Below are 14270 nucleotides of genomic sequence, written 5' to 3' on the forward strand. Positions count from 1 at the left end.
GTTTCAGCGCCATTTCCGAACGCTTGCGACAAACCGTCGATGCCTCCCAGGCCACGGCCGGCGATCTGGCCCACCAGAACCAGGGTGGGGCGCTGGAAGTGTTGGCCCAGAGCGATGCCGAGTTGCTGCACGTGATCGAGTCGCTCAAGACCATTCAGCAAAGCCGTGACGAGATGCTGGTCCAGGTGCGTAATCTCACGGGCTACACCGGCGAGCTACGGGCGATGGCCGGCGAGGTGGCGGCCATCGCCCAACAGACCAACCTGCTGGCGCTCAACGCTGCCATCGAGGCTGCCCGTGCCGGCGAGGCGGGACGCGGCTTCGCGGTGGTCGCCGACGCGGTGCGGACGCTCTCCAGCCAATCCAGCGAAACCGGGCAGAAGATGTCCGCCAAAGTCGACATCATCAACGGTGCCATCAACCAGTTGGTGGAAGCCGCTGCCAGCAGTACCGATCACGACAAGGACTCGGTGGCCGGCTCGGAAGCCAGCATCCAGGGGGTGCTCGCCCGTTTCAAGAGCATCACCGGCCAGCTCTCCGAATCCGCGACGCTGCTGCAACGCGAAGGTATGGGGATTCGCGACGAGGTCACCGAAGTGCTGATAAACCTGCAATTCCAGGATCGGGTCAGCCAGATCCTCGCGCAGGTACGCAACAACATGGAAGCCCTGCTCCGTCACTTGCGCGAAGCCCAGGTGCCTGGAGCCACGGTGGTGGTCGACGCTCCTGCCTGGCTGGCGGAAATGGAACTGACCTACGCCACCGATGAGCAGCGACGCAATCACCACTCGGGCAAGGTCAACGTCAATCAGCCCGCTACGATCCAGGAAATCACCTTCTTTTAGGAGCCGGTCATGGCAAAGAACGTAATGGTGGTCGACGATTCAAGCAGTGTTCGTCAGGTGGTCAGCATCGCGCTCAAAAGCGCCGGATACGATGTGATCGAAGCCAGTGACGGCAAGGATGCCCTGGCCAAGCTGACCGGGCAGAAAATCCACCTGATCATCAGCGACGTGAACATGCCGAACATGGATGGCATCACCTTCGTCAAGGAAGTGAAAAAGCTGCCCAGCTACAAGTTCACCCCGATCATCATGCTCACCACCGAGTCCCAGGAAAGCAAGAAGCAGGAGGGGCAAGCCGCGGGGGCACGGGCCTGGGTGGTCAAGCCGTTCCAGCCGGCGCAAATGCTCGCCGCTGTATCCAAGCTGATCCTGCCCTGAGCCCGGGCACCACCAGGACCGGGGCACACAGGGAGATTCGAGCATGCCGATCATTTGCCAAGCAGACACTTCGACACCCCACCTGGGGATCGAAGGCGAAATGACCATCTACACCGCCGCGCAGCTATATGCCGAATTGGCGCCGTTCCTGACGCTGGGCAGTCCGTTGGACATCGACCTTTCGCAGGTCACTGAAATCGATGGCGCGGGTCTGCAACTGTTGATGCTCGCCAAGCGCGAAACCTTGCGCACCGGCGTTGCGCTACAACTGAGCGGGCATAGCCCGGCGGTTCTCGAAGTGTTCGAACTGTGTGACCTGGGCGGTACGCTGGGGCAACCATGATCCAGGGCTGCAAGCTTCCCGCGGTTATCTGACCCCGGGGCGATAAAAGGGACTCTATCGTGACCATCAATCTCGACCAGGCACAGCAGACCTTCATCGTGGAAGCACGTGAGCTGCTCCAGGACATGGAGTCGTCGTTGTTACAGCTGGAGTCCGAACCAGACGACAGCGACGCCATCGGTGCAATTTTCCGTGCGGCGCACACCATCAAGGGCTCTGCCGGACTGTTCGGCTTGAGTCCCATCGTCGGTTTTACCCATATCGTCGAAGATGTGCTCGATCGCTTGCGCGAGGGCGCCATCCAGGTGGATGCCGAGCTGATCGCTCTGTTGCTCAGAAGCGCCGACCATATGCTCGAGCTGGTCGATGTCGTCGCCGGTGCCGGCGAGGCGTTGAGCGACATCGCCCTGGAGCGAGAGGCGCTGCTGCGGCAGGGCTTGCACAACTACCAGGCCGTGCGGGCGACGTCTGTCGTGCCGGTCTTGCCCGAGATTCCGGTGGCCCAGCCGGTACCCGGCCAGGACTCGGTCAGTTCCGGCTATTGGCACATCTCCCTGCGGTTCGGGGCCGATGTGTTTCGCAATGGCATGGACCCGCTGTCCTTTCTTCGTTACCTGAATACCCTGGGCGAGATCGTCCATGTGGTCACCCTCGCTGATACCCTGCCCGCCCTGGAGCGGTTTGACGCCAAGAGCTGCCACCTGGGGTTCGAGATCGATCTGGACTCGGATGCCAGCCGTGAAACCATTGCCGAAGCTTTCGATTTTGTGCGCGACGACTGCCAGATTCATATCCTCGCGCCCCACAGTCGAATGGAAGAATACCTGCGCCTGATCGAGGCGCTTCCTGAAGGGCCGGCACGGCTGGGGGAGATCCTGACCCGATGTGGCGCGCTGACGGCCAAGGAGCTGGAAGACGGTTTGCGCACCCAGCGCGAGCATGCGGAGTCGACCGGGACACCGGCCATGCCACTGGGCGAGATCCTGATTGAACAGCGCGTGGTCGAAGCCGCCGTGGTGCAGTCCGCCTTGGAAAAACAGGGCCGGCAGCGCGAGCAGCCCCAGGCTACGGCGGTCGAGGCCCGGTTTGTCCGGGTCAATGCCGACAAGCTGGACGAGTTGATCAACCTGGTCGGCGAGTTGGTCATCGCCAGCGCCGGGGCCAACCTGCTGGCGCGCAGCAGCCCGAGCGGCCCGTTGCAGGAGTCCACTTCGGTGGTGTCGGGACTGGTGGAGGAAATCCTCGATGGTGCGCTGCACCTGCGGATGATCCCCATCGGCGATACATTCAACCGCTTCCGCCGGGTGGTGCGGGATGTCAGCCAGGAGCTGGGCAAGGACATCGAGCTGCTGATCAGCGGTGCCGACACCGAACTGGACAAGACCGTGGTGGAGAAAATCGGCGACCCGCTGATGCACCTGTTGCGCAATGCGATGGATCACGGCATCGAATCGCCGTCGGTCCGCGAGGCCGCCGGCAAGCCCGCCAAGGGGCGCCTGCAGCTCAACGCCTTTCACGACTCGGGCAGCATCGTGCTGGAGATTGCCGACGATGGTGCGGGCCTCAATCGGGATCGGATCCTGCAAAAAGCCGTTGAGCGCGGCCTGGTCCCTGTCGGGGCGAACCTGACGGACCAGGAGATCTACAACCTGATTTTCGAAGCGGGCTTTTCCACCGCCGAAGCGGTGACCAATCTGTCCGGGCGTGGCGTGGGCATGGATGTGGTCAAGCGCAACATCACGCTGTTGCGCGGCACGGTTGATCTGGATAGCCAACCCGGCCAGGGCACGATCATTCGTATCCGCCTGCCGTTGACCCTGGCGATCATCAACGGATTCCTCGTGGGCATCGGCCAGATCCACTATGTGGTGCCGCTGGAAATGGTCCAGGAATGCATTGAATTGAATGCCCTGCAGCGTCAGGACATGTCGGGAAACAACCACCTGGACCTACGCGGCGAGGTACTGCCGCTGGTACGTCTGCGTGATCATTTCAGTCATGCGGGGCACAGCGTTCGCCGCGAAAACGTGGTGGTGGTGCGTTGTGCCGAGCAAAAGGCCGGGCTGGTGGTCGATGAGCTGCTGGGCGAGTTCCAGACGGTCATCAAACCCCTTGGCAAGCTGTTCAATGCGCTGCGCGGCATCAGTGGCTCCACCATCCTGGGCAGCGGCGAGGTCGCGCTGATTCTTGATGTTCCCGCGTTGCTGGGAGAACTGGTCCAACGTGAAACCCGGCAGGCCACTGTTTATTCCTTGACCGATAGCAAACCTGGCAACTCAGCCAACCACATCGCACATGGAGGGGCTCTTCAATGAAATGGTTCTACGATCTGAGAATAGCAACCAAGCTCATCGCTTCGTTTCTGCTGGTGTTGGTCCTGATGGCGCTGATGGGAGCATTTGCTGTCATTCAACTGGGCCAGGTCAACCAGACGGCCACCGACATGCGCGATAACTGGTTGCCCTCCGTGCGCCTTTCCTCGGGCATTCGGTTTTTTGTCGCCAACTATCGGATCAAGGAGATCCGTTATCTGCTGGCCGAAGGCCCGGCGGAACAGTCCCAGTATGAACAAGAGGTCGCTGACGCCCGTAAGGACGTCGACACCCGTATTGCCCGCTATGAAAAGGAGGGGCTGATCTCCGGCCCTGCGGAACAAGCGCTGTTCGATACGTTCAAGAACGACTGGGAGAACTACCTGGCCAGCAGCAAGAAAATGTTCGCCGAATCCCGACAGGAAGGTGGGCGGGAGCAAGCCATGGCTGTTCTCAGGGGGGACTCGAAGCGAACCTTCGAATTGATATCCGCCGATCTGCTGAAAATAATCGAACTCAACGACACTGGGGCGACGGCCGCCAATCAACGGGGTAACGAGATCTACACCAATGGACGGATATCGATCATGGCCGCGGTGATCGTGGCCTTGCTCATCGGCATCGCCCTGGCGTTGTTCATTTCGCGGATCATTGCCAATCCGCTGAAAATCGCGGCCGGTGTTGCCGGACAGTTGGCGGAGGGCAATCTGGCGGTAACCATCGCATCAGGTTCCAAGGATGAGACCGGTCAGGTGCTCACGGCCATGCAGACCATGGTCGGCAAGCTGTCGCAGATTATTGGTGAAGTGCGCACCGCCGCCGACAATCTGGCCAGCGCGTCCGAGGAAGTCAGCGCCACGGCCCAGTCCATGAGCCAGGCCACCAGCGAACAGGCGGCCAGTGTCGAAGAGACCAGTGCCTCCGTCGAGCAGATGAGCGCCAGCATCAACCAGAACACCGAGAACGCCAAGATCACCGACGGCATGGCGAGCAAGGCGGCCAAGGAAGCCACCGATGGCGGCGACTCCGTGCAGCAGACCGTCCAGGCCATGAAGAAGATTGCCCAGCGCATCAGCATCATCGACGACATTGCCTACCAGACCAATCTGCTGGCCTTGAACGCGGCCATTGAAGCGGCGCGTGCCGGGGAACATGGCAAGGGCTTCGCGGTGGTGGCGGCCGAAGTGCGCAAGTTGGCCGAACGCAGCCAGGTGGCCGCGCAGGAGATCGGCGAGCTGTCCACCAGCAGTGTTGAAATGGCTGAGCGGGCCGGGCATTTGCTGAACGAAATGGTGCCCTCGATCAACAAGACCTCCGATCTGGTCCAGGAGATCACCGCGGCCTCCGAAGAACAGGCGGCTGGCGTGGCGCAGATCAATACCGCGATGAACCAGCTCAACCAGGTCACCCAGCAGAACGCTTCGAGCAGCGAAGAGTTGGCCGCCACGGCCGAAGAGATGAGCGGCCAGGCTGAACAGTTGCAGCAGGCGATGAGCTTTTTCACGCTGGAGGCGGCCAATGCGAGCGTGAACCTGGCGCAAGGTAAATCGCGCGCGGCGGGTGGTGTGTCGCGGACGCTCATGCGGGCGCCGCAACCGGCCCTGCACAAGAGTTTCGCCCAGGCCGTCGGTCCCGACGAAAGCGAGTTCACCCGGTTCTGAGCGACGCCTGGACGCGGACCCTTTTCATGCAGGAGAGCAACATGGGTGCATTAACGACTACCCGCCAAGCGGTCGCGGTGCCAATGCAGGAGGCGCAGTACCTGACGTTCCTGCTGGGCGGCGAAATGTTCGCCATCGGGATCCTGGGGATCAAGGAAATCATCGAGTACGGCCACGTCACGCCAGTACCGATGATGCCCGCCTTCATCCGTGGCGTGATCAACCTGCGCGGTGCCGTGGTGCCGGTGGTGGACCTGGGCGCGCGCTTCGGGCAGCAGTGTTCGAGCGTAACCCGGCGCAGTTGCGTGGTGATCATCGAGGCCAGCGGCGACGACGGCCAGGCCCAGGATATCGGTTTGCTGGTCGACACCGTGTCCGAAGTCCTGGAAATCCCGGCGGTCGAGATCGCGCCGCCGCCGAGCTTCGGCGCGCGCATTCGCGCCGATTTCATCAGCGGCATGGCCAAGGTCGAAGGCAAGTTCGTCATTGTCCTGCAGGTTGATCGGGTGTTGTCCGTGGACGAGATGTCGCAGTTGGCGGAGATCGGTGACAGCCACCCTCAGCAGGTGCAGTGAGTAGCGAAGAAGGAGGCGCAGGTTGAACGGTATCACGCTCGAGGATCGCGAATTCACCCAGTTCCAGGCCTGGCTCTACGGCGCGGCGGGCATCAGCCTGTCACCCGCGAAAAAGGCCCTGGTCGCCGGGCGTCTGTTCAAGCGCCTCAAGCACCACGAACTGGAGAGCTATGGCGCCTATTTCAAACTGATCATGGGCAAGGAGAACAAGGATGAGCTGCAGGTGGCCCTCGACCTGTTGACCACCAATGAGACGTACTTCTTTCGCGAACCCAAGCACTTCGACTTTCTGCGTCAACAGGTGTTGCCCCGCGCCACGCCGGGAAAGACCTTCCGGGTCTGGAGCGCGGCCAGTTCGTCGGGCGAAGAACCCTACAGCCTGGCCATGACCCTGGCCGAGGGCCTGGGCAGTACGCCCTGGGAAGTGATCGGCTCGGATATCAGCACCCAGGTACTGGCCAAGGCCCGTAGCGGGCACTATCCGATGGAACGGGCGAGCAACCTGCCGTCAGCGTTTTTGAGCCGCTATTGCCTCAAGGGCATCGGCCAGCAGGCCGGCACTTTCCTGATCGACAAGGCCTTGCGCCAGCGTGTCAGTTTCATACAGGTCAACCTGAACGACAACCTGCCACCACTGGGGGAGTTCGAGATCATTTTCCTGCGCAACGTGATGATCTACTTCGATCAGGAGACCAAACGCAAAGTGGTCAACCGCCTCTTGCCGTTTCTCCGGCATGGCGGTTATTTCATCATCAGCCACTCGGAAAGCCTGCACGGCGTCAGCGACGCGTTCAAGCTGGTGGCCCCTTCCATCTATCAAAAGCCATGAAGGCCGCCATTGCCATGGACGTCGAGGAAATCTACCTGGCGCCCGGGAGCCTGTGCTTTCGCAACAGTCCCGCGCGTATCCATACCCTGTTGGGGTCGTGTGTTTCGATGATTGTCTGGCATCCGCTGCGCAAGCTGGGGGGGATATCCCATTGCCTGCTGCCGAGCCGTCGACAGCGCGGCGTGACCCTGGACGGCAGCTATGTCGATGAAGCCTTCGAGTGGCTGATACAGAACATTCATGGCTATCAGAGCGAGGCCAGCGAGTATCAACTGAAGTTGTTCGGCGGTGGGGAGATGTTTCCCGAACAGTCGCGCGATTACGCCGCCGCTGATATTGCCAGCCTGAACCGCGCGGCCGTCACGGCGATCGCGGCGCGTCTGCAATTGGCGCCATGTGCCATGGACCTGGGGGGAACCGGGCATCGCAGCCTGATCTTCGACACCCGCACCGGTGATGTCTGGGTCCGGCATCTCTCTTTGCAAACGCTGGAAGGCAGTCATGAAAAAAATAAGCGTTCTGCTGGTCGATGACTCCGCCGTGGTCCGGCAGGTACTGATGGCGATTCTCGACCAGGCACCGGATATCGAGGTGACGGTCGCCGCCGACCCGATCTTCGCCATGGACAAAATGGCCAGGGCCTGGCCGGACGTGATTGTGCTGGACGTGGAAATGCCGCGCATGGACGGCATCACCTTCCTGAAAAAAATCATGGCCGAGCGCCCGACCCCGGTGGTCATCTGCTCCTCGCTGACCGAACGCGGCGCTGAGACCACCTTGCAGGCGCTCGCGGCCGGGGCGGTGGATATCATCACCAAGCCCCAGGGCGGTGTGAAGCACTTCCTGCTCGAGTCCGCCGCTCATCTGCTCGGTGCCGTGCGCGGCGCGGCCGGTGCCAATCTGAAGAACCTCACCCAGCGCGCCGCCGCGCCGCGTCTTGAGGTCGCCAGCAAGCTGAGCGCCGATGCGATGTTGTCGGCGGCCGGTAGCCACGCAATGGCCCAGACCACCGAGCGCATCGTTGCCATCGGCACCTCCACGGGCGGGACCCAGGCGCTGGAGGCGCTGCTTACCGTGTTGCCGAGAGTCTGTCCGGGGATCGTCATCGTCCAGCATATGCCGGAGAAATTCACCGCCTCCTTTGCCCAGCGCCTCAACGGGCTGTCGCAGATTGAGGTCCGTGAGGCACAAAACAATGATCGGGTACTACCGGGCCTGGCGCTGATTGCCCCAGGCGGCAAGCACATGATGCTGGTGCGTAACGGCGCCTACTACCATGTGCAGGTGGCGGACGGCCCGCTGGTCAATCGCCATCGTCCATCGGTGGATGTGCTCTTTCGCTCGGTGGCCAAGTTCGCCGGAAAGAACGCCACCGGCATCATCATGACCGGCATGGGCGACGATGGTGCCCGTGGCCTCAAGGAAATGGCCGACGCGGGCGCCGCGACCGTGGCCCAGGACGAGGCCAGTTGCGTGGTGTTCGGCATGCCCAAGGAAGCGATAAAACTGGGCGCGGCCAAACGTGTCCTGGCCCTGCAGGACATACATTTGGCGGTACTGGGTAAGTAGCGCGCGTTCGCCCCGGCTTCAGGTCTATTGCTGCGAATATTTCCCAGTCAGCACATTTGCCTCGCCGAAATCTCAATCATTGCGCCAAGTCAGGAGGGGTTCAGGCCTCGGCTGTATGATGTCCAGAAATATGCGGTAATAAAAAATCCGATCAGTGCCTTCCGGCAAGCCGTCCTCCAGGATAAGACCATGTCCGACCCGCAACCCTTGACCCCCCTGGAACCGGAAAGCTCTTCCGCGACACTGGGCCAACAAGCCCGTTCGATGGGCTTGCGGGCCAATCGTTTCGTGGCCCTCACGGGGCTGCAAGGCAAAGGTCTGGCACTGCTGGCCGGGTTGCTGGCGTTTGTCTGGATCGTCGGCGGCATCTACAAGGTCCAGCCCGACGAACAAGGCATTGTCCTGCGCTTCGGCAAATGGGTCGACACCACCGAGGCCGGCCTGCACTACCATCTGCCCTTCCCCATCGAAACGGTGCTGCTGCCCAAGGTCACCACGGTCAACCAGTTGCAACTGGGGCACGGTCCCGCGCTCGGCCTGAACGACAGCAGCCTGTCCCGCGACAAGCAGATGCTTACCGGTGACGAGAATATCGTCGAGGCCGATTGCGCGGTGTTCTGGCGGATCAAGGACGCCGGGCAGTTTCTGTTCAGCATGGACAAGCCCGAATTCGCCATCAAGCTGGCCGCCGAAAGTGCCCTGCGTGAAGTGATCGGACGCACGCCGATCCAGGCCGCCCTGTCGGACAAGCGCCAGGAGATCGCCGAGGAAACCAAGACCTTGTTGCAAGGCCTGCTCGACGATGAAAAGGCCGGTGTATTGATCACCCAGATCCAGTTGCAGCGTGTCGATCCGCCACCGGCGGTGATCGATGCCTTCAACGATGTGCAGCGGGCCCGGGCCGACCAGGAGCGCGCGCGCAACGAGGCCGAGTCCTACGCCAACGACATTCTTCCGCGGGCCCGGGGCGAAGCGTCGCATATCAACCAGGAAGCCGAGGCCTACAAGGCCCAGGCGGTCAATCTGGCCGAAGGTGATGCGAAAAGTTTCCTGGCGGTGTACGAAAGTTATGCACAGGCCAAGGACGTGACCAGCTGGCGCCTGTACATGGAAAGCACTGATGAAGTGCTGAAAAGGGCCTCCAAGGTGATCATCGATACCTCCGGCAAAGGCGTTTCGGGCGTGGTGCCCTATATGCCGCTGTCAGAACAGGACAAGCGCCCGGCCAAGGAGCAGACCCGATGAAACCACCGATTCGTGTAGCCCTGGTGATCCTGGTGCTGGTTGCCCTGTGGACCCTCGGTGCCTCGCTGTATACCGTCGATGAAGCGCAGCAGGCCCTGGTGGTCCGGCTCGGCGCGCCGACCGCGCCGGTGCGTACGCCGGGACTGAAACTCAAGGTGCCGCTGATCGACACCGTCATCTATTACGACACCCGCATCCTGACCCTGGCACCGCCTTCCGAGCAGGTGATCCTCGGCGACCAGAAGCGCCTGGAAGTGGAAACCTATGCGCGATATCGCATCGTCGATCCGTTGCGTTTCTATCAGGCCCTGCGCACGGTGGACCAGGCCAATGCGCAACTGGCCCAGTTGGTCAGCTCATCGCTGCGCCGCGAACTGGGGCAGGTCATGCTCAAGTCACTGTTGTCCGCCGAGCGGCCGAAGATCGTCGAGCATATCCAGAACGAGGTGGTGGAGAAGGCCAGGCCCCTGGGCATTGAGGTCACCGAGGTGCGTTTCCATCGTGCCGACCTGCCGTTCGAAACCAGCCAGGCCATCTATGACCGGATGAAGTCCGAGCGCCAGCGCGAGGCCAAGGAGCTGCGTGCCCAGGGCTTCGAGTGGGCGCAACAGATCCAGGCCAACGCCGAGCGCGAACGGGCGGTGCTGATCTCCGAAGCGCAACGGCAAAGCCGCATCACCCGTGGCGAAGCCGATGCCCTGGCCAACCGGATTTCTTCCCAGGCATTCGACAAGGACCCCGAGTTCTACAAGCTTTACCGCAGCTTGCAGACCTATCGGCAGTCCTTGTCCGAGTCCGCGCCGACCCTGGTGCTGTCACCGGATACGGCGTTCCTCAAGGATTTCAAAAGTGGCCCGCAGGTGAATGGCCGACCCTGACGCCCAGCCGGGTCACTGAACGGGATTTTCGCCATCTACGCACGCCATGAGTCGGGAACAGACATGATGCCAAGCGTTTCAATCCGCTCGAGCCGACTGCGCTTGATGGCTGCCGCCGTCGGCCCGGGGCTGGTGGTGATGCTGGCGGATACCGAGGCCGGCAGCGTGATCACCGCCGCGCAGAGTGGCGCGCAATGGGGCTATCGGCTGCTATTGCTGCAGTTCCTCATCATTCCCCTGCTGTATACCGCGCAAGAGCTCTCGATCCGCCTGGGGCTTGGCACGGGCAAGGGCTTTGGTGAACTGGTGCGCCAGCGGTTCGGGCGCGGTATTGCGTTGTTGTCCCTGGCGACGTTGGTGCTCAGTTGCTTTGGCGCCCTGGTGACCGAGTTGAGCGGGTTGGCCGGGGTCGGCGAATTGTTCGGCGTACCGTTGTGGGAGACCATCGGCGTGCTGCTGGTGCTGATTTTCGCGATGGTCTGCACCGGTTCCTACAAGGGTGTCGAACGTATTGCGATCTGCCTTGGCCTGTTCGGCCTGGCTTTTATCGCCGTGGCCTGGAATGCTCACCCCGATTCCCGGCAGATTGCGGCGCAGTGGTACCAGATGCCGCTCCACGACCACGCCTATCTCTACCTGGTAGCTGCCAACCTGGGCACCAGCGTCATGCCGTGGACGGTGTTCTACCAACAGTCGGCGTTGATCGACAAAGGCCTGGGCGTCCGGCACCTGAAAGCGGCACGCGTCGAAACCTTCCTCGGTGCGACTCTCTGCCAGATTCTCACGGCGGCCGTGGTGGTTGCCGCGGCAGCGTGTTTCAACCGCTCCGACGCTTCCTTCATCTTGACCAGCGTGCCGCAACTGGCCGATGCCTTTACCGCTTCCCTGGGCCAGACGGTCGGGCGCGGGGTCTTTGCGATGGGGTTGGCCGGGGGCGCGCTGGTGGCCATCATCGTGGTCTGCCTGACCGTGGCCTGGGGTGTCGGCGAGGCCACCGGCCGCCGGCATTCGCTGGAGCAGCGCCCCGCCGACGCCCCCGGGTTCTACGCGGCATTCGGCGCGATGCTGCTGGGGGCTGGGGTGTTGGTGGGTTCCGGGGTCAATCTGGTCGAACTGTCGATTTTCACCGGAGTGGTCAATGCGCTGTTGCTGCCGGCCGTGCTGGGACTCCTCTATTGGTTGGCCCGTACGCAGTTGACCGGGACCTTCAGGTTGCGGGGCGGGTATGCGCGGGTGGTGGGCCTGGTGTTCGGGGTTGCCTCCCTGACCGGGCTGTTCTGTGGTGTGGGAGGATTGTTGAATTGATGACGATGGTTGCGGGAGCGGCAAGATGATCGGCTTGGATACCGGGATGCAGGGCATCAACCTGACGTTGCAGGTATTTCTGCTCGACCTGCTGCTGAGCGGCGACAACGCCGTGGTCATCGCCCTGGCCTGCCGTCACCTGCCGGCCCGGCAGATGCGCCAGGCGCTGTTCGCCGGGATGGGCGTGGCGGTGGTGTTGCGGATCCTGTTCACCACGGTGATCAGCCTGTTGCTCAAGGTGCCCTGCCTGAAACTGTTGGGCATGGTCGCGCTGGTGGTGATCGCGATCAAGTTGCTGGTGGCGGATGAAGACGCCGAACACTTGCCGCAACATTCGGGGTCGACGCTCTGGTCGGTGATCGGACTGATCGTCTTCGCCGACCTGACCATGAGCCTGGACAATGTGGTGGCCCTGGCCGCTGTGGCCCAGGACAACCTGGGGATTCTGGTGCTGGGGCTGCTGCTGAGCATCCCGATGCTGATGTACGGCAGTTTGTTTGTGACTGGGTTGTTCAAGCGTTATCCCTGGTTGATCCCGGCGGGCGGTGCCTTGTTGGGTTGGGTCGCCGGGGATATCGGCATGTCCGACCCGCTGATTGCCGATTGGGTGGCGACCCAGGCACCGGGCCTGGGGCTGGCGATGCCCCTGGCCTGTGCGATTTTCGTACTGGTGGAAAGCCGGATCATCCAGCGTAACCTGCGTTTGCTGCCCAGGCCCGAGCCGGTTTTGCGCCCTGCCCACATGGAGGCGCCGGTGCTCGCCGACCCGCTGCCGACCCGCGTGGTTCGGGTGGTCGCGGTAGCGGAGGATATCCCTGAGGTTCACGAGCCTGTATCCGCCGAGCTACTGTCTCCCGAGACGGTCTTGCCGCCTGTGGATAACTCCCCTGTCGAGCCTTTGCCAGACGAATCGAAGCGCAAGCGTCGATGGTACTGGGCCGGGTCGTTGGCAGCGGTACCGGTGCTGGCGTATATCGGTTATTCGGTGATCTATGTCGGCATCATCAACAGCGGCTACATGCCGACGCCCAGGTTGTTGAGCAGTTACGAGTGCCCCGGCTTCAATGGGCCGTTCATCTTTTTCTACCAGCATGGCAAGGACACCGTGCGTATTCGCAGCAGTGCCGGTTCGCTCGACGGCGCCCTGCTCAAGGGCCGGCTGGAATGGATCAATGCGACCCGGGCATCGTCGATGCTCGGCTTTACACCGCCCCAGGAAATAACCAATGACGACGCCACCTCCATCCGTATCAATGGAGGCAGCTTTTCGCAAATGGAGTGTTACAAGAAAAGCTGAGGGTCGATAGTTTCACGGTGCCAGCAACACACCCTGTTCACTCGCACACAATGCCAGCAGAAAATCCCATACCACCCGTAAGCGCACTGACTTGTGCAGCTCCCGTCGGGTGCTGATCCAGTAGCTGCGTTGGATGGTTTCCTCCGGTAATACTCGTACCAACTGTGGATCATCCTTGGCCATGTAGTTGGGCAACACCGCAATCCCCAGCCCGGCCCGCGCCGCCTGTTGCTGGGCAATCACGCTGGTGCTGCGGAAAATCACATTCGGCGTGCGGCAGAAGTTGTTGAGGAACAGCAGCTCCTCGCTGAACAGCAGGTCGTCGACGTAGCCGATCCAATTGTGTTGCGACAAGTCGTCGCGATGCTGCAAGGCCGGCGCCCGGGCGAGGTAGTCCGGGCTGGCATACAGCGCCAGGCGGTAGTCGGTCAGCTTGCGAGTGATCAACAGGTCGGCATTCGGCCGGTCGAGGTGGATACTGATTTCCGCCTCGCGGTTGAGGATGCTGACGAAACGCGGTACCGCCACCAGTTCCACTTCCAGCCCCGGGTAACGTTCGTAGAGGCTGCCCATGCGGGTGGTGAGGAACATGATGCCGATCCCTTCGGTCACCCCCAGGCGGATCTTGCCCAGGGGCGCGATGGCCTGGGTGATTTCTTCCTGGGCCAGCAAGGCGACGTTTTCCATGGCCTCGGCATGCTTGAGCAGGGCCTGGCCCGAGGGCGTCAGCTCGTAGCCCTGGGCATGCTGGACAAACAGCGCGGTGCCCAGGCTCTGCTCGATGGTCTCGATATGCCGGGCCACGGTGCTGTGGGTGGTGTTCAGGCGCTTGGCCGCGGTCAGCAGGCGTCCGCTGCGCTGCAGCTCAAGAAAAAAACGCAGGTCGTTCCAGTCGAACATGGGGCTTCCTTGTGCATCACGGGGTTCACGGCCTTGCTTGAAAACGCACAGCTCTTGCGCAAAAACGAAGGTTTTCATCTCGAAACTAATCAATAACATGAAGGGAGACAAGAACAATAAAAACGGCGAGGTT

General features: G+C 61.9%; 14 protein-coding genes. 13 read left to right on the forward strand and 1 reads right to left on the reverse strand.

Annotated elements, in window-relative coordinates; all coding sequences use genetic code 11:
- Nucleotides 1-173: 173 nt before the first annotated feature.
- The 13 genes from M5B96_RS32825 (at nucleotide 174) to M5B96_RS25140 (ending at nucleotide 13237) form a co-directional block, all read left to right on the forward strand.
- On the forward strand, nucleotides 174-845 hold the full coding sequence (locus M5B96_RS32825) for a methyl-accepting chemotaxis protein (protein ID WP_412548649.1): 672 nt from the start codon (nucleotides 174-176) through the stop codon (nucleotides 843-845).
- A 9-nt stretch (nucleotides 846-854) separates the two neighbouring features.
- Entirely contained in the window at nucleotides 855-1223 is a 369-nt protein-coding gene (locus M5B96_RS25085; protein WP_248799673.1) for a response regulator, read from the forward strand.
- A 43-nt stretch (nucleotides 1224-1266) separates the two neighbouring features.
- On the forward strand, nucleotides 1267-1566 hold the full coding sequence (locus tag M5B96_RS25090; RefSeq protein WP_248799674.1) for a lipid asymmetry maintenance protein MlaB: 300 nt from the start codon (nucleotides 1267-1269) through the stop codon (nucleotides 1564-1566).
- A 59-nt stretch (nucleotides 1567-1625) separates the two neighbouring features.
- On the forward strand, nucleotides 1626-3881 hold the full coding sequence (locus tag M5B96_RS25095) for a chemotaxis protein CheA (protein WP_248799675.1): 2256 nt from the start codon (nucleotides 1626-1628) through the stop codon (nucleotides 3879-3881).
- On the forward strand, nucleotides 3878-5539 hold the full coding sequence (locus M5B96_RS25100) for a methyl-accepting chemotaxis protein (RefSeq protein ID WP_248799676.1): 1662 nt from the start codon (nucleotides 3878-3880) through the stop codon (nucleotides 5537-5539). The genes M5B96_RS25095 and M5B96_RS25100 overlap by 4 nt, the downstream gene beginning before the upstream one ends.
- 41 nt (nucleotides 5540-5580) lie before the next feature.
- Nucleotides 5581-6114, forward strand: a complete 534-nt coding sequence (locus tag M5B96_RS25105) for a chemotaxis protein CheW (protein ID WP_248799677.1) — start codon at nucleotides 5581-5583, stop codon at nucleotides 6112-6114.
- Between the two features lie 22 nt (nucleotides 6115-6136).
- Nucleotides 6137-6943 carry a CheR family methyltransferase gene (locus M5B96_RS25110; RefSeq protein WP_248799678.1) on the forward strand — a complete coding sequence of 269 codons (807 nt, stop codon included), beginning with the start codon at nucleotides 6137-6139 and terminating at the stop codon, nucleotides 6941-6943.
- Nucleotides 6940-7476: a chemotaxis protein CheD gene (locus M5B96_RS25115; RefSeq protein ID WP_248799679.1), complete on the forward strand. Its 537-nt coding sequence runs from the start codon at nucleotides 6940-6942 to the stop codon at nucleotides 7474-7476. Before M5B96_RS25110 ends, M5B96_RS25115 begins: the two co-directional genes overlap by 4 nt.
- Complete coding sequence (locus tag M5B96_RS25120; RefSeq protein WP_248799680.1) at nucleotides 7445-8512, forward strand: protein-glutamate methylesterase/protein-glutamine glutaminase; 1068 nt, start codon at nucleotides 7445-7447, stop codon at nucleotides 8510-8512. The genes M5B96_RS25115 and M5B96_RS25120 overlap by 32 nt, the downstream gene beginning before the upstream one ends.
- A 189-nt stretch (nucleotides 8513-8701) precedes the next feature.
- Nucleotides 8702-9757 (forward strand): FtsH protease activity modulator HflK, encoded by a 1056-nt coding sequence (gene hflK, locus M5B96_RS25125; protein ID WP_248799681.1) that lies wholly within the window; start codon nucleotides 8702-8704, stop codon nucleotides 9755-9757.
- Nucleotides 9754-10635 carry a protease modulator HflC gene (hflC, locus tag M5B96_RS25130; RefSeq protein ID WP_248799682.1) on the forward strand — a complete coding sequence of 294 codons (882 nt, stop codon included), beginning with the start codon at nucleotides 9754-9756 and terminating at the stop codon, nucleotides 10633-10635. The genes hflK and hflC overlap by 4 nt, the downstream gene beginning before the upstream one ends.
- Nucleotides 10636-10701: 66 nt before the next feature.
- Nucleotides 10702-11940, forward strand: a complete 1239-nt coding sequence (locus M5B96_RS25135; protein WP_248799683.1) for an NRAMP family divalent metal transporter — start codon at nucleotides 10702-10704, stop codon at nucleotides 11938-11940.
- A gap of 25 nt (nucleotides 11941-11965) precedes the next feature.
- Complete coding sequence (locus tag M5B96_RS25140) at nucleotides 11966-13237, forward strand: TerC family protein (RefSeq protein ID WP_248799684.1); 1272 nt, start codon at nucleotides 11966-11968, stop codon at nucleotides 13235-13237.
- A 12-nt stretch (nucleotides 13238-13249) separates the two neighbouring features.
- Here M5B96_RS25140 and M5B96_RS25145 read toward each other — a convergent pair whose 3' ends face one another.
- The gene (locus M5B96_RS25145) at nucleotides 13250-14137 is read right to left on the reverse strand and encodes a LysR family transcriptional regulator (RefSeq protein WP_248799685.1); all 888 of its coding nucleotides are present in this window, start codon (nucleotides 14135-14137) and stop codon (nucleotides 13250-13252) included.
- Between the last annotated feature and the right edge of the window lie 133 nt (nucleotides 14138-14270).

The organism is Pseudomonas sp. MWU13-2105, from assembly GCF_023242315.1.
GTDB lineage: Bacteria > Pseudomonadota > Gammaproteobacteria > Pseudomonadales > Pseudomonadaceae > Aquipseudomonas.